25 protein-coding genes and 1 tRNA gene are annotated in these 24209 nt (G+C 49.9%); 22 read left to right on the forward strand and 4 right to left on the reverse strand.

Features of this window, described 5'->3' with window-relative positions; genetic code table 11:
• Both purF and MJZ25_09620 read right to left on the reverse strand, forming a co-directional pair.
• Nucleotides 1-1385 (reverse strand): amidophosphoribosyltransferase (gene purF / locus MJZ25_09615; GenBank protein ID MCQ2124427.1); only part of this gene is annotated, 1385 nt, incomplete at its 3' end.
• Between the two features lie 251 nt (nt 1386-1636).
• On the reverse strand, nt 1637-2593 hold the full coding sequence (locus MJZ25_09620) for a geranylgeranylglycerol-phosphate geranylgeranyltransferase (protein MCQ2124428.1): 957 nt from the start codon (nt 2591-2593) through the stop codon (nt 1637-1639).
• Nucleotides 2594-2737: 144 nt separating this feature from the next.
• Between MJZ25_09620 and MJZ25_09625 the strand changes: the two genes are divergently transcribed.
• From MJZ25_09625 to MJZ25_09660, 8 genes are all read left to right on the forward strand, one after another.
• Nucleotides 2738-3124 (forward strand): hypothetical protein, encoded by a 387-nt coding sequence (locus MJZ25_09625; GenBank protein MCQ2124429.1) that lies wholly within the window; start codon nt 2738-2740, stop codon nt 3122-3124.
• Nucleotides 3125-3205: 81 nt separating this feature from the next.
• Complete coding sequence (locus tag MJZ25_09630) at nt 3206-3535, forward strand: hypothetical protein (GenBank protein ID MCQ2124430.1); 330 nt, start codon at nt 3206-3208, stop codon at nt 3533-3535.
• Nucleotides 3525-4787 (forward strand): ribosome small subunit-dependent GTPase A, encoded by a 1263-nt coding sequence (gene rsgA, locus MJZ25_09635; GenBank protein MCQ2124431.1) that lies wholly within the window; start codon nt 3525-3527, stop codon nt 4785-4787. The genes MJZ25_09630 and rsgA overlap by 11 nt, the downstream gene beginning before the upstream one ends.
• A gap of 17 nt (nt 4788-4804) precedes the next feature.
• Complete coding sequence (locus MJZ25_09640; GenBank protein ID MCQ2124432.1) at nt 4805-5212, forward strand: hypothetical protein; 408 nt, start codon at nt 4805-4807, stop codon at nt 5210-5212.
• A gap of 15 nt (nt 5213-5227) precedes the next feature.
• Nucleotides 5228-5821, forward strand: coding sequence for a hypothetical protein (locus MJZ25_09645; GenBank protein MCQ2124433.1), 594 nt, complete (start codon nt 5228-5230; stop codon nt 5819-5821).
• Entirely contained in the window at nt 5811-6446 is a 636-nt protein-coding gene (locus MJZ25_09650) for a nicotinate-nicotinamide nucleotide adenylyltransferase (protein ID MCQ2124434.1), read from the forward strand. Before MJZ25_09645 ends, MJZ25_09650 begins: the two co-directional genes overlap by 11 nt.
• Nucleotides 6447-6629: 183 nt before the next feature.
• Nucleotides 6630-7685, forward strand: a complete 1056-nt coding sequence (locus MJZ25_09655; protein MCQ2124435.1) for an RluA family pseudouridine synthase — start codon at nt 6630-6632, stop codon at nt 7683-7685.
• Nucleotides 7686-7815: 130 nt separating this feature from the next.
• A tRNA-Asn gene (locus MJZ25_09660) sits at nt 7816-7888 on the forward strand.
• Nucleotides 7889-8088: 200 nt separating this feature from the next.
• Here the strand turns inward: MJZ25_09660 and MJZ25_09665 are convergent.
• On the reverse strand, nt 8089-9444 hold the full coding sequence (locus MJZ25_09665) for a DUF1565 domain-containing protein (protein MCQ2124436.1): 1356 nt from the start codon (nt 9442-9444) through the stop codon (nt 8089-8091).
• Nucleotides 9445-9666: 222 nt separating this feature from the next.
• Here MJZ25_09665 and MJZ25_09670 point away from each other — a divergent pair, with 222 nt between their 5' ends.
• Both MJZ25_09670 and MJZ25_09675 read left to right on the forward strand, forming a co-directional pair.
• Entirely contained in the window at nt 9667-10050 is a 384-nt protein-coding gene (locus MJZ25_09670; GenBank protein MCQ2124437.1) for a hypothetical protein, read from the forward strand.
• A 12-nt stretch (nt 10051-10062) separates the two neighbouring features.
• Nucleotides 10063-11481, forward strand: a complete 1419-nt coding sequence (locus MJZ25_09675) for an MBOAT family protein (GenBank protein ID MCQ2124438.1) — start codon at nt 10063-10065, stop codon at nt 11479-11481.
• Nucleotides 11482-11614: 133 nt separating this feature from the next.
• Here the strand turns inward: MJZ25_09675 and metK are convergent, their stop codons facing one another.
• Nucleotides 11615-12808: a methionine adenosyltransferase gene (gene metK / locus MJZ25_09680; protein MCQ2124439.1), complete on the reverse strand. Its 1194-nt coding sequence runs from the start codon at nt 12806-12808 to the stop codon at nt 11615-11617.
• Between the two features lie 283 nt (nt 12809-13091).
• Between metK and MJZ25_09685 the strand changes: the two genes are divergently transcribed.
• From MJZ25_09685 to nusB, 12 genes are all read left to right on the forward strand, one after another.
• Entirely contained in the window at nt 13092-13853 is a 762-nt protein-coding gene (locus MJZ25_09685) for a Nif3-like dinuclear metal center hexameric protein (GenBank protein ID MCQ2124440.1), read from the forward strand.
• A 196-nt stretch (nt 13854-14049) separates the two neighbouring features.
• Complete coding sequence (locus tag MJZ25_09690) at nt 14050-14970, forward strand: M23 family metallopeptidase (protein ID MCQ2124441.1); 921 nt, start codon at nt 14050-14052, stop codon at nt 14968-14970.
• Between the two features lie 167 nt (nt 14971-15137).
• Nucleotides 15138-16550, forward strand: a complete 1413-nt coding sequence (locus tag MJZ25_09695) for a lamin tail domain-containing protein (protein ID MCQ2124442.1) — start codon at nt 15138-15140, stop codon at nt 16548-16550.
• Nucleotides 16551-16560: 10 nt separating this feature from the next.
• A complete protein-coding gene (locus tag MJZ25_09700; protein ID MCQ2124443.1) occupies nt 16561-17292 on the forward strand; it encodes a hypothetical protein in 732 nt (243 codons plus the stop codon).
• Nucleotides 17293-17374: 82 nt separating this feature from the next.
• The gene (locus MJZ25_09705; protein MCQ2124444.1) at nt 17375-18568 is read left to right on the forward strand and encodes a hypothetical protein; all 1194 of its coding nucleotides are present in this window, start codon (nt 17375-17377) and stop codon (nt 18566-18568) included.
• Complete coding sequence (locus MJZ25_09710) at nt 18565-19044, forward strand: hypothetical protein (protein ID MCQ2124445.1); 480 nt, start codon at nt 18565-18567, stop codon at nt 19042-19044. The genes MJZ25_09705 and MJZ25_09710 overlap by 4 nt, the downstream gene beginning before the upstream one ends.
• A gap of 44 nt (nt 19045-19088) precedes the next feature.
• A complete protein-coding gene (locus tag MJZ25_09715) occupies nt 19089-20384 on the forward strand; it encodes a dihydrofolate reductase family protein (GenBank protein MCQ2124446.1) in 1296 nt (431 codons plus the stop codon).
• 62 nt (nt 20385-20446) lie between these two features.
• Nucleotides 20447-21274 (forward strand): fibrobacter succinogenes major paralogous domain-containing protein, encoded by an 828-nt coding sequence (locus MJZ25_09720; protein MCQ2124447.1) that lies wholly within the window; start codon nt 20447-20449, stop codon nt 21272-21274.
• A 140-nt stretch (nt 21275-21414) separates the two neighbouring features.
• Nucleotides 21415-22014 (forward strand): riboflavin synthase, encoded by a 600-nt coding sequence (locus MJZ25_09725; protein MCQ2124448.1) that lies wholly within the window; start codon nt 21415-21417, stop codon nt 22012-22014.
• Nucleotides 22007-23212, forward strand: coding sequence for a bifunctional 3,4-dihydroxy-2-butanone-4-phosphate synthase/GTP cyclohydrolase II (locus MJZ25_09730; GenBank protein ID MCQ2124449.1), 1206 nt, complete (start codon nt 22007-22009; stop codon nt 23210-23212). The genes MJZ25_09725 and MJZ25_09730 overlap by 8 nt, the downstream gene beginning before the upstream one ends.
• Before the next feature lie 9 nt (nt 23213-23221).
• Nucleotides 23222-23689, forward strand: a complete 468-nt coding sequence (gene ribH, locus MJZ25_09735) for a 6,7-dimethyl-8-ribityllumazine synthase (GenBank protein ID MCQ2124450.1) — start codon at nt 23222-23224, stop codon at nt 23687-23689.
• Nucleotides 23690-23771: 82 nt separating this feature from the next.
• On the forward strand, nt 23772-24209 hold the full coding sequence (gene nusB / locus MJZ25_09740) for a transcription antitermination factor NusB (protein ID MCQ2124451.1): 438 nt from the start codon (nt 23772-23774) through the stop codon (nt 24207-24209).

Here is a 24209-nt window from a genome sequence, read left to right on the forward strand (position 1 = left end):
TAGCCGTATCTTGTCTTGTCGGTGTTGCTGCCGGTGTAGTCGGGATAGTCGTTGTCGAAGCAGGCGGCGCAGTAGTTTTCGCCTTCGCCGGTGCATTCCTTCATGCCTTCCACGCTGAGGTAGCCAAGGCTTTCTACGCCAAGCATCTTTGCGATTTCGTCGGGAGTCATGGAGCTTGCGGCAAGTTCGCCCTGGCTGGGGAAGTCCATGCCGAAGAAGCAGGGGTGAGCTACCGGAGGAGATGCGATGCGGATGTGAACTTCGAGAGCGCCTGCGTCACGGAGCATCTTGGAGAGAATCTTTAGCGTTGTGCCGCGTACGATGGAGTCTTCCACCACGCAGACGCGCTTGTTTTTTAAGACGCCTTCGATGGGGTTGAACTTCAGCTTGACTTTTTGTTCGCGAACGTTTTGGGTGGGGTCGATAAAGGTACGGCCCACGTAATGGTTACGGAGAAGCCCGATTTCGAAGCGGATGCCGCTGGCCTGTGCGTAGCCCAGGGCTGCGGTAGTGGCGCTGTCCGGGACGGAAATGACAATGTCTGCGTCCACCGGGCATTCCTTGGCCAACTGCTTACCCATCTTGCGGCGGACCTTGTCGCAGGACTGCTCGAAGATCTTGGAGTCCGGGCGGCTGAAGTAGATGTATTCGAAAATGCAGTGGGCCAGACGGTCCTTCTGGGTGAAGCGTTCGGAATGGAGGCCGTTGTTTGTGATGGTGAGGAATTCGCCGGGCTGGATGTCACGTACGTAGTGGGCTCCCAGCAGGTCGAAGGCGCAGGTCTCGGAGGCCACGCACCAGGACTTGCCCATGCGGGCGATGGAAAGGGGGCGGAAGCCGAAGCCGTCGCGGGCCACGTACATGGTGTCCTTGCTGATGAAGATCAGACAAAAACAGCCGGTGAATTTGGTAATAGCTTTCTTGATTGCTTGTCCCAAGTCATCGGCTTCTGTGCGGGCGATTTCATGAAGAAGAATTTCTGAGTCGGAAGTGGTCTGGAAAATGTGACCTTCGGCTTCCATTTCCTGGCGAAGCTCGTTGGCGTTAGTAATGTTTCCGTTGTGGGCTACAGCCAGCTGGCCCCACTTGCAACTCACCAGGATGGGCTGGGCATTTGCGAGGGTGCTTGCGCCTGTGGTGCTGTAACGGACGTGGCCGATGCAGGTGTTCCCCGGACATTCGTCAACGTTGTGTTCCTGCAAAAGGGTGGAGACCAGACCCATGGATTTACGGACGCGAATCTTGTCGCCGTCGGTCACTGCAAAGCCTGCAGATTCCTGACCGCGGTGCTGCAGAGCGTACAGACCCATGGTAACATTGCGGACAACGTTCTCGCCATTGAAAATGCCGATGACGCCGCATTCTTCATGAATTTCTTCGAGCATAACGCCTCTTTGGAAATGAAATCCTCCCTGCCTCAGGGGCCGTAGCTCACCGGAATCGGTGCAAGCAGGAGAATCAAGCGTCAAAAAAATAGACACCCGTAGAAAGGGTGCAAAGGGCGAAAATTTGAAAAATTTTTGCGAAATTTGACTAAAAACGGCAATTTCTTTACGTTTTATGTAAAAATGGCTGTTTTTGAAAAGTTGGTTTTACAAATTTTGAAAACGTATTTTTGCCGTAGAAAAGCGCAATTCTAGTACATCAAGGTTGGTTTCGTGTGAATGTAGGAAATGCTTGATATGAAAGTATAGTGAGGCTCTACGACGGTGCTTACCACCAAAGCGATTAATCCCAGGAACATGGCAATCTTGATCAGGCCTTGGGCTCTGTGGTATTTTCTCTGGTGAGCGGAAACGATGGCTGCCCCAAGGGTTGGGGTAAGAGTGGCGGCGGCAACGATCAAGAACCATTTGGAAAAGTAGCCCTGTACGACAGGCAGGGGCAGGAGGAGCCAGCTGAAAATGGCTAAGGCGCCAGCAAGGCGGCGTGCCGTGGGTGCGCCTGCAATGAGTGGAAAAGTCATGATGCCAGCCTTGAGATCCCCGATTTCGTCTTCAAGGTCCTTGTAGATTTCCCGGGTGGTGGTGAGCAGAAAGGCGAATAGCATGGCGGGATAGAGATTTCCGAGTCGCGAGGAAAATGCAATAGATGTCTTATCGATAACAACAACCGTGTAAAGTAAGTTCAGGATTAAAGGGGTGGCGCAGAGAAATGCAACCGTCATGTTCTTCAGCAGGGGAATGTGTTTCAGCTTCTTGTTGTAGGCGATAAGCAAAAGAACAAGAGCCGCAAAGAACAGGGAGGGTGTCACATAGGCTCCGGATAAAATGCCGTCGGTAATCCCGCACATGACGGTAAGAATTGCCATGACGATCCATGCTGTTTTTGCCGTGCTAATGCTTATGCGGCCACTGGGTAGCGGGCGTTCAGGACGGTTCAGCTTGTCGCTTTCAAAATCAAGGACGTCGTTCTGGATGTTTCCAAAACCGATGGCGAAGGCGAAACCTAGAGCTTGCAGAACAAGGCTGTAAACCGGGACGTCGTTCGCGCCAAGTGCGAGAACTCCCTGCAGAAAATACCCGATGAACAAGGTCACAACGGCAATAACGATATTCACGGGGCGGGTCATTTTGAAAATTGTTGCAAGCATGCCTTAAAAATAGAATAGTTATCCAGTCTAGAAAATTTAAGCAAGGCTGTTTTGGGTAAAAAATATTTCATTGGAATTGGACTTGTGCGAGTATTCTTGTCCAAGATAAATTGCCTCTAGTTTCACCTTAACAAGGAGTGTCCTATGGAGAAACTAGCGTTCTTCCGCTGCCCTATGTGCGGAAACATCATTGTGTATGTCAAAAATTCCAGCATCCCCGTGGTCTGCTGTGGCAAACCCATGGTTGAATTGGTGGCCAATACAGTGGATGCCTCCAAGGAAAAGCACGTGCCCGTAGTGGATGTATTCAGGAACTCGGCCATGGTTTCTGTGGGCTCCGAACCTCATCCCATGATTGATTCCCATTACATTGAGTGGATTGCCCTGGAGACAAGTTCTGGATTTCAGATCCACTATATGGTTCCTGGGGAACAACCTAGCTATGAATTCTACATCCGTGATTTTGACAAACCTGTTGCGGCCTTTGCCTACTGCAACTTGCATGGGCTTTGGAAAACCCGGATGATTTAAAAACCTATGGGGGAAGCCTTGAGCCTCCCTTTTTTTATTGCCCGGGCAGGCAGATTTTTTTTCATTACTATATTTTAGTCCATGGCGTTTTTCACAAAGAGTAAGATAGAAGACCTTCGCAGGGAAGCGGACCAGCTTTCCATTTGTATAGAACATTTTCTGTACGCGTCGGATATTGTGCCCGAATGGGATTACAAGACCCGTGGCTTCTACGACAACTGTATTGAAAAATGCAATGGACGCCTTAAGGCAATCCACTTTATTATGGAATCCATTCGCAGGGGCCGTCCGGTCACCGAAGCGGAACTGGATGAGGCTCGCGAACGTGAGGACTCCGAAGCTGGTCTTGCCGCCAAGAAGCGTGTGGAAGAAAAGAAGAACTTGAAGAACGGGGAAGCCGATGCGAAGTAATTTCGAAGCCGACAACGACTTTGAAGAGGAAGAAGCACCGCTTCGCTCTGTGCGCCCCACCCGCCGCGACCATCGCAGTCGACGTATCGACGTGATGAAGGAATTGGAGAGTGGCGTGGTCGATGAACGTCCCATCAAGGAACGTTACAGCCGCGAATTTAAGAAGGCTAAGATCAAGAAGGTTAAGGACCCCATCGAAAATATCGGTGAGGAAAACTGCGTGGAAGGCCTGGTGATGGAAGTTCATCGCCGTACCTGCGAAGTGCGATTAGACGAAGCTAGATCCCCGATCGGGTCGGGGATGACATCTGACGCCTCGACCCTCGAGCCTGGAACCTCGAACCTGGAACCTGGAGCCTCGAGCCTCATCGTAACCGCCATGTACCGCGCCACCACGTCCAAGACCTTGGGCGAATTCCCTGCCGTAGGCGACCGCGTACTCCTGGGGCAGGTGAATGATGCTGAAGACGAAGGCGATGGCGTTGGCTCCCAGAAGTACTGCGTGGTACGCGTACTTCCCCGTAAGAGCGAATTGAAGCGCCCGGGCCCCCGCGATAGCTTTTATAAACAGCAGACTCTTGCGGCAAATATCGACCAGGTGGTCATTGTGGCAAGCGTGACTCAGCCGGAATTCAACTACGGCTTCATGGACCGTTTTCTGTTAGCGGCAAACTTGAACGACCTGCCCTTTGTGCTGGTTCTTACCAAGATGGATTTGCTTCCAGACGGAGAAAAAGATCTTTCCGAAGACATTCGGGACTTTATGTCCATTGCCGACAAGGTGATTCCCGTAAGTGTGCGGACTGGGGAAGGCCTGGAAACCTTGAAGGCAGAACTCAATGGAAAGTCCTCTGTCTTTAGTGGTCAGAGTGGTGTAGGCAAGTCTACCTTGGTGAACGCTCTCGTTCCCGAAGCTGAACTGCAGACTGGTGAAGTCCGCGAACGTGATGGCAAGGGCCGTCATACCACCACCTCCTCCAGCTTGTTCGACTTGCCTCTGGAAGATTTCCCCGATGGCGGTATCGTCATTGATACTCCGGGTATCCGCTCCATCGGACTTATGGATATGGAAGGGGAGACCTTGGCAAAGATTTTCCCGGGTTTCTTTGAAGATGATTTGTTCACTTGCAAGTACAGTAACTGCCTGCACCTTAAGGAACCTGGCTGTGCAGTGCGTGCTGCGGTCGAAAGCGGTAGGCTGACTCCTGCTCGCTATGCAAGTTACTTGCGAATTCTGAATTCGAAGAATTAGTTTTGTTTTGGATGTTTATGGCAATTGCGATTAAGATTACTTTGATAGCGGCTGTGATTTTGATTGGGTACAACCTTTCCCAGGCGTTGACCTCCTATGAGGGCGTTTGTGAAAAGGTGAAAAAATTCAAGGAACTTGCTGTTGAAACGGATTCCAAGGATGATGAACTGAGACGCTCCAATACGGTTTTGACCGGCGTGCTGTCCTTGATTTTTGTTGGCCTGGTTTACTTGTCCGGTTTCGCTTTTTGGTTCGTTGCTTTGGTTATGGCGAAAATGGGTTTTACCTGCTACGCCTCTTTTTTGGAAATTCAGAGCATTTTGAAAACCGGTGAAATTGAAAAGAATGTTTTTGTGTTGTCCCGGATGGATTCCGTGGCCAATGTGTTGACCGGGCTTGGTGTAGCCTTGATCCTGGTTCTTTAGTTTGTGGAGTTTAAAATGAAAAAGAGTGTAATAAGTTTCCTGATGCTCCTCCTGATCTGCGTCTCGCTCAGCTTTGGCGACGAGGGCGCTTCTGCTGGAGGCGATGGTACTTCCGCTGGTGCAGCCGGTGGTGTTCAGGCTCCGTTCTTTGCCGGCGGTATTTTGGGCTTTGGTTCCGGTACAGGCGTTGGCTCCGCACGTGGCGTCGGCTTACAGCAGATTGCTCCGGTGATTGGTTACTGGTATCCGCGCTACGCATACCTCCGATTGGGCTATGGTTTCTCTAACTTTGAAGAAGCCGATGATGATGATAATAAGTACGCTGTAGATCATTCTGATTTCAGTGTGGACTTGGCTGTTCACGCTTACGGCGATCTTTATATCATGGGTTCTTATTCCCGAGCAAAGGATTTGAGTGATCTTGGCGATGTGGCCTGGAATGAATGGGGCCTTGGTTTTGGTTCTGTGATTAATGTCGTGTCCAAGACGATGTTCTTTGCTGAAATGCAGTATCGCTGGGTGATGGATCATTACGATCCGTTCCTGGACAAGAATGTGAACGGAACCCGCTTGCAGTTTAACCTTGGATTTGCCGTCTATGTCTACTAAGAATGTTGCCATTCTTGGGGGAGCTTTCGATCCTGTACATAAGGATCATGTGACTGTTGCAAAGACTTGCCTTGACCGCGGTTTTTGCGACGAAGTTTGGTTCATGCCTAGCCCCGACCGTTGGGACAAGACATTGAACGCGAGCCCGGAAGATCGTTTCGCCATGCTGGAACTTGCGTTTTCTGGCGATACTCGACTGGTACTTTCTGACTTGGAAATTCAGCAGGGCGACTATCGTGGTTCCTATGTGTTTTTGATGGGTGTGAAGGAGATGTTCCCGGACATCAATTTCCGCTTGTTGGTGGGCGCCGACAGCTATGAGAATATTCCTCATTGGCGCGACCCCATGAATTTCTTTGGCACCAACTATAATGGACATCTTCTGCTTCGCGATATTGAACTGATTGTATTCGCTCGCCAAGGTTACGAGAAGCCGAATATTGCCGCCCACAATGCCAAGGGCTACGCTCCGCTTTTGTGGCTGGGCCCGGAAGAAGGTTTTGAAGGTGTTTATTCTAGTACGGCAATTCGAAAGGCTTTGCTCTGCGATTATAACGAGTGCCCCGAGGGATTGGATCCCAAGGTATTTGAATACATCAAGGAACACGACCTGTATAGAGAGTGATTATGAATTACGAATTACAAAGTACGAGAATAATAATGGCGGCTCCGCCGCAAAAAAAGAATCTTGTTCCTCGCGTAATCTCATAATTCATAAATCATAAATCATAATTCATAAATCATAAATCATAATTCATAAATCGTAAATCGTAAATCGTAATTCGTAGTTCGTAGTTCGTAGTAGTCTATGGTTCCTTCTGATATGTACTTTGAAAGCGTGGTACAGCCTGAACATGAAGGCTGGCTGTTGCTTAAATCGCTGTGTGCCCGTTTTACTTACCATAGTGAGATGGACTGGGCGGATAAACTTGCCCGCGGTCTTGTGACTATCAATGGGAAAGTGGCCAACGCTTCTACAATCGCCCACAAGAACGACAAGGTTGTCTATCACGTAGAAAACTATACGGAGCCTGAAGTTCCCACTAACTACGAAATCGTTTTTGAAGATGATGAGTTCATGCTGGTGGCAAAGCCGGCTGGTGTTCCTGTGCATCATACGGGGCGGATCTTCTACAATACATTTACATCCATCGTTCGTCGCGGAACGGATTATGAAACGGCGACGCCCATGCACCGCTTGGACCGCGATACCGGTGGCTTGATGCTGTTTGCAAAGTATGCGGAATCCGCTGCAAGATTCCAGAAGAACTTGGATCGCATTCTGTTGCGCAAGTTCTATATGGCGGTTGTCCGCGGGGATTTCCAGATGGTGGTGCCGGAACTTGCCGATAACGCCGCGGCACAGTGCGTGTCCCTCGGGGAGGATGATCGCGGTTCCTTTATGGATTGCAGGATACCCCTGCGCGAGGACCCGAACGATAACATCCGCCTTCGCATGCATTATTTTGCAGATGGCAAGGAATGCCATACCCGCTTCCGTGTGCTGAAGCGCGGAACCTTGCCCAATGGTGAATCTTATTCTGTGGTGGAGGCGGAACTTCTCACAGGCCGCAAGCACCAAATCCGTGCTCATCTGTCTGAACTAGGATTCCCGATTTTGGGTGACCGCCTTTATAGCTTTGGCGGAAAGTTCTACGAGAAGATGACGGATAAGGTGGCGGAAGCCCGCGCACGAGGAGAGCTTAGTCAGGAAGATGCGTTGACTGAAGAAGATTATGCCGTTCTTGGCGGTCGTAGCCACATGCTTTACGCCTACAAGGCTGAAATTCAGCTGCCTTACTGGCGGGAATCCAGGGAGTTTTCCTGCGAAAATTTCCCGGAAGATATGGCAAAGCTGGTTTGATGGAGAAATCTTAAAGTTTTTTCAAAAAAAATCAGATTTTTTGCCCATATCCCTTGACAAATAATTCTGAATATCTATATTTGGACTCGTCAATGAGAAACGCCGCAAGGCTGGAACTCAAAGACCTGATTGCTTCATAGCTCAGTTGGTAGAGCCCGCGACTGTTAATCGCGTTGTCCTTGGTTCGAGTCCAAGTGAAGCAGCTCAAGAGCCTCGATGAAAATCGAGGCTCTTTTGTTTTATGTGTTTTTCAATTTAACGTTTTTCGATTTAGCGTTGTTTGACTTCGCGGCAGACGATTTCGCGGCAGACGATTTTGTGGTATAAAAGAAAAGCCCCGATTTCTCGGAGCCTTTTTCTTTGGCATTTGGCCGCTCGCTTTTATCGCGACCTTCAGACCTTCTTACTTAATGGGCTGTGCGCCGTACTTTTCCATGGCACCGAAGAGCTGGTACATTTCTTCAACTGGGTAGTGGTTGGCGTACATGGATACGCTGCTCTGGATGGAACCGACCTGGTTCATGCCAAGTGCTGCACGGAACAGGTTTGCAGGAGAATTCGGGTTGTAGTCGGTCTTTTCCTTGTAGCTTGCTATCAGGAAGTTTTCAAGGTAGTTCTGGTTGATCTTGGCGCCGAAAACCTTGGGGTCCTTCAAGGCGATATTGCCCTGCATGGACTTGTAACCCGGTTCGCCTTCGATGTCCTCAAATTCGTCAACACCGATGAACTTCATGTTGGGGCTGATGGTGAAGGACAGGTCGCCCTTCTTGTTCAGGAAGAACACGTTGTTATCGATCTTGATGTTCTTGGTCTTGTCTTCGCCCTTGGTCATGTCGACGCCGGAGAATACGCTGAGGCCGATGATGTTGTTATGGAAGTCGCAGTTGAACTTGGCGTTGCAACGGAGGCCGTAGCCCATGTCCACCATTTCGTTGGTGCGGGACCAGGTGAAGAGAATGGTGTTGTTTGCAACTTCGAGGTTTGCGATATTAGGTGTGGGCTTGCCGTACTGGTCCGGCTTTGCACCGGTAAGTTCCACGCCGATCATGCGGTTGTTCACGAACACATTGTTCAAAACGCTGATCTTACCTTCGGGCCAGCCGCCCATGATGCCATAGTTGTCACCGTTGGCGAAAATGCAGTTCTGAATGGTGATGTTACCGGTGTCGTACACGCCGCGGATGTAGATCATTGCTGCTACGCGGGACGGGTTGGATGCTTCAACGGTGGGGTTGTCCAGGGTGTTGCCCTTTGCCGGACCCTGAGGAACCAGCATGCCCAAGGCGAAACCTTCCGGCTTGCCTTTCACCGGGTGGTAAGTGTTGGAGTAGGCTTCGTCGATGACGAGACCGTCGATGACCATGTTCACGTTCTGCTTGCCTTCAAAACCGATGTTGAGGATGCCGAGGCCTGTGCCCTGGTCCTTGTTGTTTTCGTTCTTGGGCTGGAGCATGGTGACGTTCTTGAGAGGGTCGCGGGAGCTGAAGTCGTCGGAGTAGCCGCCAATGATGCTGACCGGTTCGGTAATGTCGAACCAGCCGCGCTTGGTCTGGCCCTGGTAAACGCCCTGTGCCACGTGAATGACGTCGCCGGCCTGGGCTACCTTGAGTGCCTTCCAAAGATTCTTGTAGGGGGCAGCCTTGGAACCATCGTTACCATTGGCGCCGGTATTGAGGGAAACGTAGAGGTCTGCAGCCTGTGCGGAACCGAATGCTCCTGCCAGAATAGCTGCGGCAGCAAACAACTTGCTCTTTTTCATTCTAAAAACACTCCTTCAAAAAACTGGGGTGCGGCAATTCGCACCTTCATTTTATGTTTCAAATATTTTGGTAACAAAAAGGTAGTAAAATTTAAAGTTTCAACAAGTTTGTTCCGAGAAATTCCAGGGAAAGTGAAGGATGGCAAATTCCTTATATTTGGGGCATAAAACAGCAGGTTTTATAGGCTAGATTTTTATATTTTGGTGCGAAAGGTGATTATTATGAAAAAAATCGTATTTGCTCTTCTCGCTTTGGCCATGTTTGCCTTTGCTGATCCGATTTCTGTTGAAGGTCGTCTTACCGAAATTCCGGGCAAGATGCCTAGTAACGATTTGTATAGCTACGTCTATGTTTTCAAGTACAAGGTGATTTCCGGCATGGATGCCAAGGAAATTCTTGTGGGCGTGTATAATCCGCTGATTGCCCGTGGCAAGGTCAAGGACAAGATGGCTGACAAGTCCAAGGGTAATGTGGGTGAATTCAAGGCCAAGGCTAAGCACAAGTTGACTCTTGTTCCGCTGGAAGGCAACTGGGACGGCGCCGTGGAAGACGAATACTTTGACGATGAAAGCCCCCGTTACCTGGCTATCGAGGTGAACGAATAATCTCGTCCTCCTATGGTTTTTTCTTCTCAGCTTTTCTTGTTCTACTTTTTACCCACGTTCCTCGTCGGGTATTTTGTTCTGTGTAAGCTTGGTGCCAGGCATTCCTACCTGAATTTCTTTATCACGGTTTTCAGCTATATCTTCTATGGTTGGTTGGAACCGTGGCTTGTTTTTTTGATGTTCGGCTCCACCTTGGTGGTGTACATTGCAGGCAAGCTGATTTCTGCGGAAGGAGCTAGCAAGCGTCAACGAAATCTTGGCTTGGCTCTCGCCGTGGTGACCAATCTTGGCGCACTGGGATTTTTCAAATACTACATGTTTGGCATGGGGGCTATAAACTCGGTCCTTGTGAAACTTGGTTGTGAACCCTTTACCATTATGACGGTTCTCTTGCCGGTGGGTATTTCCTTCTATACCTTCCAGTCCATGAGCTACGCCATTGACGTTTGGCGCGGTACTGCTCCTCCGGTAAAGAACTTTGCAACGTTTGCCTGCTATGTGGCCCTGTTTCCCCAGTTGGTGGCGGGTCCTATTGTCCGTTACAATACGGTGGCTGAGGAGTTGGATACAAGAACCCATTCCGTTGAGAATTTTGTTCGCGGTATAGAGTTCTTCTGCTTTGGTTTTGCGGAAAAGATTTTCCTTGCGAATCAGGTTGGTATTATTGCGGATAGAGTCTTTGCTGCTGATGCGCCTGGAGTCTTGAATTGCTGGTGGGGCGCCATTGCCTACATGTTCCAGATTTACTTTGACTTTTCTGCCTATTCTAACATGGCCATTGGGCTAGGCTTGATGCTGGGATTCCATTTCCCGAGAAATTTTGATGGTCCGTATAGGTCTCTCAGCATTACCGAATTTTGGAAGCGGTGGCATATTTCCTTGACTAGCTGGTTCCGTGACTACCTTTACATTGCCTTGGGTGGTAACCGCGTCAGCAAGCCCAGACTTTATTTCAATCTGTTCATGGTGATGTTCGTCAGCGGTGTATGGCACGGTGCCAACTGGACGTTCATTTGCTGGGGCTTGTACCACGCTTTCTTTATGATTGTGGAACGTGCCAACAATAAGCAAGCTTTCTATGCGAAGGCTCCGAAAGTTATCCAGTTGTTGATTACCCAGGTCATTGTCTTGTTTGGCTGGGTTCTGTTCCGTGCGGATAATATTGGTGAAGCTTGGCGTATGTGGAAAGCCATGTTGGGCTTGAATGCGGTTAGTGTTTATGATTCTGTTTTGACTGCAGAAATATTTACTCCGACCTGCGTATTTTTCATGATTGTCGCAGGAGTGCTTTCATTCTGGAAGTTCCGTTCCTTTGATTGGTGCAACAAGGTAAGCCCCAAACGAGCCGTCCTGGCTTTGGTAATTTTTGTGGTTGCGGTGCTGGCTTTGTTCACCCAGAGCTATAATCCGTTCCTTTACTTCCAGTTCTAGAAAATCTGTTGGCGGATTGAAAATAGACCGGCTGAAAATTTGGATAAAAAGAAAAATCCTCGGCGTAAAACCGAGGATTTTTTAATGTCTTTGTGCGGGGTAAAAACTCCGCGGCATTTGCTTGGAAAAGCGATTACTTGATGCCGGCAGCTTTCTTAAGTGCGGCAGCCTTGTCAGTCTTTTCCCAAGTGAAGCGCTTGCCTTCACGACCGAAGTGGCCGAGAGCGGCAGTTGCCTGGTAACCCGGCTTCTTCAGGTCAAGCATCTTGTTGAGGCCTGCCGGAGAGAGGTCGAAGAACTTTGCTACGAGAGCTTCGATTTCGCGGTCGCCGATCTTACCGGTGCCGAAGGTGTTCACGAGAACAGAAACCGGCTTGGAGTAACCGATGGCGTATGCAACCTGGACTTCGCAACGGCGGGCGAGGCCTGCTGCCACGATGTTCTTTGCAACGTAACGTGCAGCGTATGCGCCGGAACGGTCCACCTTGGACGGGTCCTTACCGCTGAAAGCGCCACCACCATGACGGCCCATGCCACCGTAGGTGTCCACGATGATCTTACGACCGGTAAGGCCGCAGTCGCCATGAGGACCGCCAACGACGAACTTGCCGGTGGGGTTGATGAGGTAACGGGTCTTCTTGTCCAGAAGCTTAGCCGGAATCACCTTCTTGATGAGCTTTTCGATGATTTCCTTTTCGATCTGGCTGTGCTTCAGTTCCTTGCCGTTGACCTTTTCTTCGTGCTGGGTAGAGATAACGACGGTGTCCACGCGGACCGGCTTGTCGTTTTCGTCATATTCAACAGTAACCTGGGACTTTGCGTCCGGACGGAGCCACTTGATCTTGCCCTTTTCGCGGAGGTTCTGGATTTCTTCCATGAGCTTGTGGGCGAGGCTGATGGGGAGCGGCATCAATTCCTTGGTATCGTCGCAAGCAAAGCCGAACATCATGCCCTGGTCGCCAGCACCCTGCTTGTCGTCTTCCTTACCGTCGGCAGCCTTAGCGTCAACACCCTGAGCGATGTCCGGGGACTGCTTGTCAACTGCAACGAGAACAGCGCAGCTCTTGTAGTCGAAGCCGATTTCGGAATCGGTGTAACCGATGCCCTTGATGGTTTCGCGAGCGATGGACTGGTAGTCGATGTCTGCCTTGGTGGTGATTTCACCGGAGATGACCACGAGACCGGTGTTCACGAGAGTTTCGCAAGCAACGCGGCTGGAGGGGTCCTGAGCAAGGCAGGCGTCCAAGATAGCATCGGAAATCTGGTCGCAGACCTTGTCCGGATGACCCTTGGAAACGGATTCGGAAGTAAAGAGATAATGTGCCATTATTGGCTCCTTTTTGTGTTAACAGCACCGAAAAGATGGTCGCATTTTTGACCAGCCCAAGCGCTGAAAAAACGATTTGTGTTTTTCTATGCATAAATTTACAAATTTGCATAAAACCTGACAACGGGTTTATCATTATTTATTCGGAAAATGTCAGAAAATTGGGAAACGTGTCAAGAAAAGAAAAAGTGATTTTTTGCACAAATATCAGCAGCTTGCCACAAAAACGAAATTATTTCAGTATATTATCCATGTTTAAAATACGAACAAGGTTTTGTTTTTTATGAAACTTAATGAATTTTCTGCTTGGTTGAATGAACTGCTTTCTCCGCAGTTGTTCCATGATTATTGCAATAACGGCCTCTGTGTCGAGGCTTCTGACGAAGTGACTAAGGTGATTACCGGCGTCAGCTTCCGCGACCGCTTGATTGAAGCTGCTGTGGAAGAAGGTGCAGACTGTATTATTGTCCACCATCCCAATGGCTTCTGGAAGAATGAGGACCGTATTCTTACGGGAAAGTTCGGTGAACGTATGCGCCGCCTTATGAAGTTGGGTATTTCCTTGTATGGCTATCATCTGCCTTTGGATGGCCACCGCGGCATCGGCAACAACGCCCTTATCGCCAAGGCTATGGGCTTGAGCAATATCCAAGGTTTTATGCAGGAAGGCGATGCTTCCGTTGGTATTATCGGCGAGTGGGAATCTCCTGCAACTCAGGTGGAATTCCTGGAAAGTGCAAACATTGCGTTCCCCATGGGTGTCCAGAACCAGTTCCTTTTTGGAAGTGATTCCATTAAGAAGGTGGCGATCTGTAGTGGATCTGGAGCTAGCGGCATTGAAGAAGCTGTGAATTTGGGCTGTGACGCTTTCGTTACTGGTGAAATCAAGGAATCCGTTCCTATCCTGGTGGAAGAAGCTGGCTTCAATTTGATTTCTGCCGGTCATCATCGTTCCGAGGTCTTCGGTGTACGTGCCCTGGCCCAGAAAATCAATGAAGAACTGCGAATTCCCGCCAAATTCATCGACGTGGATAATCCTATTTAAGGCGAACGCCGCAAAATATGCTTGCATATTTTATGGCTGAGCCGCTATGGGGAGCACCGTAGGTGCCATCCTATCTAAGGTGAGAGTCGCAAAATTCGTCTAGTTTGTAAAAATCTGTTTACTAAATTGCGGTTTTTACGCCCCCGGAAGAGGTCGGTTTGACTTTTCGGGGGCCTTTTTATATCTTTAGAGCCCCATGGAATTCGTGAAAACCACAATACACTTCCAGAATTCGACTAAGTCCATGACGCTGCATGTGCCGGCGTTCTTGTTCAAGGCTTGGCCGGTTCTTCGTGTGTTTATGGTCATTGGCGTTATTCTGTTTGTGGTCCAGGTGGCTTCTACCACTATATATGATGGAATCTTGAACCACCAGATCAACAACCGTTTGGAGCTGGACAAGGAAATGTCCCAGATCCAGGAAACCATGGATTACCTGAAGAACACCTCCTCGGACTTCCTCAGGGACGAAAACCGACTTTATGCCCGCTTTGGACTGCCCACTCAGGATGAAGCCTCCCGCTGCCTGGGTACCGGTGGCAACATCAGCCCCGACTCCTTGTTGCTCCGTAAGTCCTCTCCGGTTTTTGAACGTATGTCCGTCCTTGGCGAAACTGCCACTCGACTTGGCAACATGATCTCCAACAACGACGCCTCCTTCAGAAACTTGAACAAGTATATGGAACAGAAGCTCTCCATGTGGCGCTTCATTCCGTCTATCGCCCCGACCCAGGGTCGATATGCTTCTTCTTTTGGCCCCCGCATTCACCCGATTACCGGTCAGGTGGGTAAGATGCACCAGGGCGTAGATATTTCCAATGAACGCTGGACCCCGATTTTCGCCCCTGCCGATGGTGTGGTTGAAATCGCTCAGCTCAGCTCTTCCTTCGGAAACTTCGTTACTTTGAATCATGGCAACGGTCTCAAGACCCGCTACGGCCACATGCAGATGTTTGTGGTTCATCCGGGCGAATTCGTTACCCGTTACCAGATTATTGGCTATATGGGAAACACCGGTCTTTCCGTCGGTCCGCACCTCCATTACGAGGTCTGGATGGGAAACAACCCTGTGAACCCGCTTGCTTATATGCTTCCGAACGACCACTCCATCGACTAGGCTTTGGAGCTTGTGGTCTGACCACTCCATCGACTAGGCTTTGGAGCTTGCGGTCTGACCACTCCATCGACTAGCCCAGCTAGCGAAGAGTCGTTAGAGGCTTTTCTACTCGAGAAAATAGCGCCGGCGTGACTGGCTAAGAGTGGACGCACCCTAGGGAGGGTGTCTTGCTTGAAATTATTGCGGCGTTGGCTTGCCCCATGCTGGTTGAAGTGCTTGCGGACCCGGTGGACGTAAGCGATTCCCAAGGTGAATTTGTTGAAATCCGGTTGCCCGACGAGGGCCGCGCGGCTTTTGACTCCTTGTTCATTCAGTTCGAGGAAAAATCGGCCTTGAAATTTCCCTTTCCGGAGGGAAGGCGGTTTGTCCTGACCCATGATTCATCCTTTTGCCCTAAGATAGAGGGGGTGGGCTGCGGCCTTCTTGGGGCTGTGAACCTCCCGAATTCCAGGGAAACCTATTGGCGGACCTGGGTGGGGCGTCGGGACGGGGCGTTAATTTGTCATGACTCAGTTTTGGTGCCGAGTCCTAAGGCAGGGAAGTCTCTTCAGCGGTTGAAGGAAACGGACCGTTGGGAGGTGACGGAACCAACCTTTGGAGAGGCGAGCCCCCTGTATGAATTGGGGGTGAAGGACTGTGGGTTGGATCCGCTGACGGCAACGGGCGAATGGAGCCTGCGTTTTTCCATGTCGGGGTGCGACTCGTCCCTGATTCAATATAGGGTGGAGGACTTGTTTAAGGGAACGACTTGGCAAGATTCTTCCGTAATTAAACCGTTTTTGCAGGTGGAGGATGCGAAGGGTATGGCTTTGCGGGTAACGGCAAACCTTCCGAGGGATGAATCTTCCTTCAATGACACTTTGGATACCTTGCTTGTTTTGCCCGGCTCTTCGCCAATTGTAATTTCCGAGGTTCACCATTGTCCCCAGGAACCGGAGCCCGAATGGGTGGAGGTTTACAATCGTACAGGCCGCTCCTTGGCGCTTCAAAAGTTTCGCTTTTGCGATAGGGGAGGCTTGTGGGGAAAATCGGCTGCTGATTCCATAGCTCCATTCCAGTCCTTCATTTTCACGAAAGATTCCTCGGGGTTGCGAGAAATTCTCGGCTATAGGGATGCCCGCCTGGTTCAGTTGTCCATGGGCTATTTGAACAACGCCTCGGGAAGCATCAGCCTTTGTTATGGGGATGTTGTCCTTGATTCTGTTTCCTGGGACAAGTCTACGGTTTCCTGCCCATTGGGGTTTAGTCCCATTACGGGAAAGTCGGAATATACCCCAGGCTTTCAACGGTCCGCCCAGAACTCATCGTCTCAACAAAACGGAATTCCTTTTACATACAAATTATCATCAAGGATTGTCCGTCGGAACGGCTCTTTGAGGGTTTATGTGGAAAGTGAAAATTCTGTAGAATTGAAATTGCTGGATTCCGCGGGACATGTCCAATGGACTCAAGTTGCTCCGGCAAGATCCAATGCCTGGTGGAATGTTCCTTTAAGAGGCTTGCCTCGGACGGGGGTGGCCTACATCTCTCTTAAATCGGGTTCCTTTGAAAATCTGGTGGGATTCGTTTTGCGTCCATAGGGGAGGTTTTATGTCTTGTTTTGTAAGAATCTTGCTCTTGTGCGCCTTCTTGTGTGACGTGGCTTTATCGGCGGAAAGTCCCTTGGCTTTGACGGGTTTGCCTTGCTACGAGTCTTCTCCTGCAAGGAAATCTGCTCCTGGAATCGGCCTTTCTTTTACTTCCTTTATAAATACGGAAGAGTATGATTTTGAATCTTCGGGGGAGCTGGAATTCAAAAATCATCGCGGAGCGTTTCTTGTTGATTTTCACCGGCTGGACTCGGTTTACCAACGGATTTATTCAGAATTGGAATGGGGTTATCCTTTTTCCCGTGTAATCGCTGGCTTTGGATATGGGGTTTCCTTGGAATGGATTCCTGGGCAAACTCTTTGGACCCGCCATCGCTACAAGGTGGGCTTGTCCTTTGAATGGAACCGGATGTACATTGGAGGGATGGCTAGCGGATGGTTTGATGACATGAAAAGAATCGATTTTCTTGTGGGGGGCGGATTTTCCGCTTCGGGTAGTTTCAGCATGTTCTATTCTTGGGACGGAAAAAATATCAATGTGGGAACCACGGTGGATGTTCATGGTGTTTCTTTGGCATCCGGGTTTCGTTTTCCTGGCTTCGGCGTGGCTTTGGCCTTGGATTTTTCATTAAGCCAGTGGAAGTTTGGTTGCGATTATGTTTTTGCCAATGAAAGACGCGATCTGTTTGGGGTAGGCTTGTCCAAAAGTTTAAAGAAAAAGACTATCTTGTAGGTAAGCTTTTTGGGACGTTATGCAATTATCTCCTAGTGTTCTGGCAGTAGTCTTGTTTATAGGGTTTGCCCTCGTGGTAGCTTTGGCTATTACGCATATGCTGATGCGTGGCCTGAAGGAAAAACAGAGCGCCTATGTGAGCTTTGCTGGACATGTGGATGAGTTCCTTTTGTTCATGTCCAGGGACGGTCTCCTTCAGGATGCCCTGCCAAAGTTTATCCAGGACCCTTTGTATGAGAGCCTGTGCCAAAAGAGAACTTTCGTGGAAGTCTTGACTTCTGAGGAAAATTCCCGCCTGCAGGAATACCTGAAGGGTGCCGAGGCTTATCCTGATATTCCGTTTATCTTTTCCTATAAAAATGAACAGGGAAACCGTTGGTATGAATTGAGAGCTTCGTTGAAGAAGTCTTTCAGTAATAGCTACTGGGAACTTTTGATAAAGAATGTGACGTTGGATGTCGATTCCAGAAATCAGCGCGATATTCTGCAGGATAAGGTGGACATGCTTTTGCAGAATACGGGCGATTTTCTATGGAGTTTTGATGTGGATACCCGTCAAATCACGTTGCTTACCCCGATCGCCGATGAAGATGGCCGCGTGATTCCCAGGTCTACGGGCGTACAGGATATTCATTCCTTGTTGTTGGATGAAGAATATGCGATGTTTGAACGCCGAATCAATGCTTGCGTTATGGCTTTCCGTGCGTCGAACAGAAATGCCGATGAACATACGAACATTAAATTGAGAGTAATCGGACCTGACCGAAAACTGATTTGGTACAGCTTCCGCTGCAAGGCTTACCTGGAAGAAAATTCCAAGCTTGTCATCAAGGGCTCGGCAAGACGCATGGACTTGCTCTTTGACAATCCGATTTATGATGAGGTGGTGAATCTGGATGCCGCTATCGGAACTATGCTGTCTTTCCCGGATGTTCGAATTTTCTGTGTCGATAGAGAAAACAGGGTGGTGAGCTGCAACCAGGCCTTCGCCTTGGATTTTAAATTCCTTGATCCGGAAAAGACTTTTGGAAAGCGATTACTTGAAGTTGTCCGTCCCAAGTACTATGCCTTTATCCAGGGTACCCTTTCTGAGGTTTTTGAAAGCGGACGTTCCAAGTCCTGGAAGGGTCCGTTCAATAAGGAAAGTCGTCTTTTGTGGTTTAACGCCGTCCCTCTGACAAGACCTGATGGTTTTGTATATCGAGTTCTAGGTGTTTATATCCAAATGGACGAGGCTGATTTTAGAGATAATAAAAATATTAAGGAGTTCATATGAAAAAAAAGTTGATTTGCCTGCTTGCTGGTGCTGCTTTTATGCTGGCCGGTTGTAACGAACAGAAGGCTGAGGCTGCAAAGACTGAAGTAAAAACTGAAGCTGCAGCTCCCGCACAGCCGGCTCCTGCTCCGGCTGTAGAGGAAACTGCAAAGAATCCTCCTAAGGTGGGCAAGGTTTACGAAGGAAAGATTGCCGTTGTTGAATGGGCTGAAGCTCTGAAGATGGCGGAAAATGGTGGCATTTTCGTTGATGTCCGTAATCCTCCGGAATTGAACGATGGCTTTATCAAGGGCGAACTCAATATTCCTATGCCGGAAATCAGACAGCGTATTGGCGAACTTCCCAAGGACAAGGACTTGCTGATTTTCTGCCGCTCTGGCCGTCGTAGCGAAGTTGTTGCAAACTTCCTTGTTCAGCAGGGTTATGACCGCGTGTACAATGTGCTGGGCGGATTCCTTGCTTATCCTCACAAGTAATCGGGACGTAGATTACTTGCTGTCTTAGAACGAACGGAAGAGTCATGTCTGAAATTGGCAACTACATGCGTTTGGCCTTGGAATGTTCTGTGCATTCCATTGGCGTGAGCCGCCCCAATCCGGCGGTGGGTGCTGTTGTTGTCAAAGACGGAATCGTCGTGGGGAAGGGGCGGACGCAGCGCCCCGGGAGCGCCCATGCCGAGGTCATGGCGCTGCGTGACGCGGGCGAGTTGGCCCGCGGCGCGGCCATTTATGTGACGCTTGAACCTTGCTGCCATTATGGCCGCACGCCCCCCTGCACAAAGGCCATCATTGACGCTGGAATTGCTGAAGTCTATTATGCCCACGGCGACCCCAACCCTGTTGTCCGCGGGAACAGTAGGGCTGTGCTGGAGGCCGCTGGCATCAAAGTCTACGAAGGCGTGGACGCCTGCATTCGTGCGGAGTTTGATGACCTTTCAAGTGAACTTTCCGGGGACAGTTCCGGTTTCCAGTGCCGCTGCCTAGACGATTCCGAAGGCTGTCGCACCGTCTCTGAAATCGAAGCTGCCGGTCGCGAAGTCTTCCACGACATCGAACGTTACTTCGAAGCCTACGATTACTTCGTCTGTAACAAGCGAACCTTTGTAGAAGTCAAGTGTGCCATTACCGACGAAGGCTCCATGGGGTACGTTTTGCCCAATGGTTCCAATAAGCCCATGAAAATCACAGGGGAGGGCGCCAACTGCTGGAACCATGAACTCCGCGCCATCAGCGACGCCATTCTCGTTGGGGCAGGAACTGTTCTCGCAGACAATCCTTCCTTGAACGTTCGCAATGCTGCCGGAAACGACCCCGTAAAAATCGTATGGGCCGGCCATCACGAATTTTCCAAGGCAGAAATTGCAACACTGAAAGTTTTCGGCTTATGTCGTTCTGAGCGAAGCGCATCGCGCGGAGTCGAAGGATCTAGCGATCCTGTAAAACAGACTCTCGTTTTCTCCTGCATCCCGCAGCCCGCAATTGAGTCTTCGGATTGCGCCGAGATCGTCCTGCTGTCCGTTGGCACCTTCGCAGAAAACTGGGCCTTGATGGTTGACGAACTTTCCGCCCGGGGCATGCACCGTCTCATGGTGGAGCCTGGTGCCGGCCTCGCCAAGCAATTGTTTGAAAACGGCGGTTGGAACCGCCTGGATCTCTGGCGCTCCACGGACCACACCATTGAAGATGCCCTGGCATCCTTCATTGACGAAGGCTCTGTGGCCAAGACCTTGGATTTTCCCGCTATTCCGGAAAAGCTCATTGCCAAGGAATCCTTCATGGTGGGCCCCGACGTTTTGACCGTTTTTTATCCGGCATAATTTTTATAGATTAAGGCTGAATAAACGGGGAGGTTTGTATGATTTTTTCGATAAAAGTCTGTTTGATTTCTTTTTTCATTTTACTTCTTTCTTCGTGTGGGAATGGTGGCTCCAGCAGTTCAGCCCTTGATGGTGGTGACAGTTCTTCTTCCCAGTGTTCCTCATCTTCCTTGTCAAAGGAAAGTTCTTCTAGCGAAAATGAAAAGCCTGGATATGTGACGGATAGTCGTGACGGTCAGGTGTATCGAATCGAAAAAATCGGATACCAGATTTGGATGGCCGAAAACCTGAACTATCGTTATCTCGCCAAGACCTCGCAACTGGATTCGTCGAGTTTCTGCTATGACAATGACTCCTTGAATTGCGAAAAGTATGGTAGGTTGTATTCCTGGTCTGCAGCCATGGATTCTTCTTCTGAATTTGGCTCCAAAGGTGCTGGTTGTGGCTTCAATAAGGAATGCAAGCCAAAGGGATTTGTGAGAGGTGTGTGTCCTGAGGGGTGGCATTTGCCGACCGATGGGGAATGGATGACCTTGGTTTCGTTTGTAGGCGATAAGTCTCTTGCAGGTAAGGAACTGAAGTCCACCGATGGCTGGGGGTCCTATGGGGAATCCCGTAGCGGTAATGGTGTGGATACCTATGCTTTTGCAGCTCTGCCAGCAGGTATTCGCGTTGGAATGACAAACGAGATTTACGATGAGTACGATGACATCTATTTTACCATAGGAAATTACGAGCAACTCGGTGGTATGGCTTGTTTTTGGAGTTCCACCGAAGACGGTAAAGACTATGGTTATTACTGGATGTTTAGTCTTGGAAACTCTGTGGGAAATGCCTGGGTTGATAAGAGCATCGGATGTTCAGTTCGTTGCGTAAAGGATTCTGAGTAGAGTACATATTGGTGGATGTTAGTTTTAGCTAACTTGCAGTGCTGGTCCGACCCAAAATCATCCCCAAAAGCCGTTTTCAACCCGCTTTTCTTAAATCTTTAACCTTTAACCTTTCCGCTTTTTGCTAAATATGTGCCCGTATGTTTACAGGTATTATTCAAAGTACGGGAACCATCCTTTCTCTTGAAACAAGAGGGGATGCTCTCACCATGCGCTTATCAGCACCCGGTTTCTTCAAGGGCTGCAATCTGGGCGATAGTGTAGCTAACGACGGCGTCTGTCTTTCTATCGAAAGTTGCTCCGACGACGAGGCTACCTTCTGCCTTATGCACCAGACGGTGGAAAACACCTCCTTTAAGCAGGCTGAACCGGGTAAACTTGTGAATCTGGAAAAGGCTTGCCGTGCGGATTCCTTCATGGGCGGACATTTTGTCATGGGCCATGTGGATACTTCCGTAAAGGTCTTGGCCGTTGCCAACCGCGAAACTGGGGTAGAGGTGGACTTGGAACTTCCCAAAGACCTGCGCCGCTATGTGATTCGCCGCGGTTCAGTGTCCCTCAACGGCATTAGTCTTACTGTTGCCGAAAAGTTCGAGGATTCCATCCGCGTGTGCATTATTCCAGAAACCCTCGCCAGAACCAATTTGCGTAACTGGGTGCCCGGCACTATTGTGAATGTTGAAGTAGACATGCTTGGCAAATATATCGAGAATTATTTGAAGGAGCGTGACCTTGCTTAGTACGATCGAAGAAGCCCTTGAGGATTTCAAGGCCGGTAAATTCCTTATCGTTGTTGATGACGAAGAACGTGAAAACGAAGGCGACTTTATAATTGCCGCCGAGAAGATTACACCGGAAAAGGTGAACTTCATGCTCCACGAGGGCCGTGGCGTCCTTTGCTGCCCGCTGCCCATCAACCGTTGTCATGAACTGAATTTGACCCGCCAGACTGCCGAAAACACTTCTATTCTTGGCACTCCGTTCACCATCATGGTGGATAAGATTGAAGGCTGCACCACCGGTGTTTCCGCCCATGACCGTGCCGCAACCATCTTGGCTCTGGCCGATCCCAATTCCAAGCCCAGCGATTTTGGCCGCCCCGGCCATATTTCCCCGCTGTATGCCCAGGAAGAAGGCGTGCTCCGCCGTGCTGGCCATACCGAAGCTGCTGTGGACTTGGCAAAGCTTGCTGGACTTCGCCCCGCTGCCGCCCTCATTGAAATCATGAATGAAGACGGCACCATGGCCCGTATGCCCCAGTTGCAGGAAGTGGCCAAGAAGTTCGACCTGAAGATTATCTCTATCCACGACTTGATCGCCTACCGCCTGAAAACGGAAAAGCTGGTGCAGCGTGTGGCTGCTCCCAACGTTCCTACCAAGTACGGCGACTTCAAGGCCTACGCCTACCGCAGCACCACCGATGGTGTGGAACATGTGGCATGGGTGGCTGGTAACCCCGACTTTTCAAAGCCGGTCTATGTCCGCGTTCATAGTGAATGCTTGACTGGCGATATTTTTGGCAGCATGCGTTGCGATTGCGGTGAGCAGTTGGAAGCCTCTATGAAGTTCATTGGTGAACATGGCGGCGTGCTTCTGTACCTTCGCGGTCAGGAAGGCCGTGGCATTGGCCTTTGCAACAAGCTCCGTGCCTATGAACTCCAGGAAAAGGGTATGGATACTGTGGAAGCCAACATCAAATTGGGTTTCAAGTCCGACCTGCGCCAGTACGGTACCGGTGCCCAGATTCTGGCTGATTTGGGTGTTCGTCAGATGCGTCTTCTGACCAACAATCCCAGTAAGATTAGCGGCATTTCCGCCTACGGCTTGGAAATTGTGGAACGCGTTCCTATCGAAATCAAACCCAACAAGATCAACCGCTATTACTTGCAGACCAAGAAAGACAAGATGGGCCACGACCTGAAGTTGGACGAGGCATAAGGAAGAATTATGAACGAACTGAAGAATTCTCTGAATGGTAACGGAATGAAGGTGGCTATCGCCGTCGCTCGTTTCAATGAAATCGTTACGGACAAGCTCTTGGAAGGTGCAGTCCGTCAGTTGACCACTCTCGGTGTTGCCGACAAGGACATCACCGTGGCTCATGTTCCGGGTGCTTTCGAACTTCCGGGCATCTGCCGCCGCTTCGTGGATTCCGGCAAGTACGACGCCGTGATGGCTCTTGGTGCTGTGATCCGCGGCGAAACAAGCCACTATGACGTGGTGGTGAACAACTCCACCGGCGGTATTGCAAATATCGCCGCCGAAGGCAAGGTCCCCATGATTCTAGGCATCCTGACTACCGACACTGTGGATCAGGCCATGAACCGCGCTGGCCTCAAGGCTGGCAACCTGGGTTGCAGCTGGGCTTCCACCGCTGTGGAAATGGCAAACCTCTACAAGCAGATCAAGAAGTAGTTCGCTCAGTCTCGTATAATAGCTCGCGACGCTTTATAAGATTTTAAGTAAAGAAAAACGCAATAACTGGAAAAATCGTTTTATGGCACAAATCAGTTATAGACCCGCACGCGTATTTGCAATGCAGTTGCTCTACGCTATGGAAATTACAGGACAGACCGTTGGTCAGGCTCTTCCGGGCGTTCTGGAAGCACAGCCTCTTCAGGATAACCAGAAGAAGTATGGCATGAAGCTGGTGGACCTGGTTCAGGAACACAAGGCCGAACTGGAAGAATCCCTGAAGACAAATTCTGTCCACTGGGAATTGGACCGCATTGCCCGCATCGATCGCCTTGTCCTTTTCATCGCTATGGTGGAATTGAGTTACATCCCGGAAATTCCCATGAAGGTGGCTATTACTGAAGCTGTGCAGATTGCTTCCAAGTTCAGCACCGATGGTTCTGATGGTTTTGTTAATGGTATCTTGGCTGGCTTTATGCAGAGCCGCGGCATGACTGCCCCCGAATCTAAGGAGAAGTAA

This window comes from Fibrobacter sp. (genome assembly GCA_024399065.1).
Lineage (GTDB): Bacteria > Fibrobacterota > Fibrobacteria > Fibrobacterales > Fibrobacteraceae > Fibrobacter.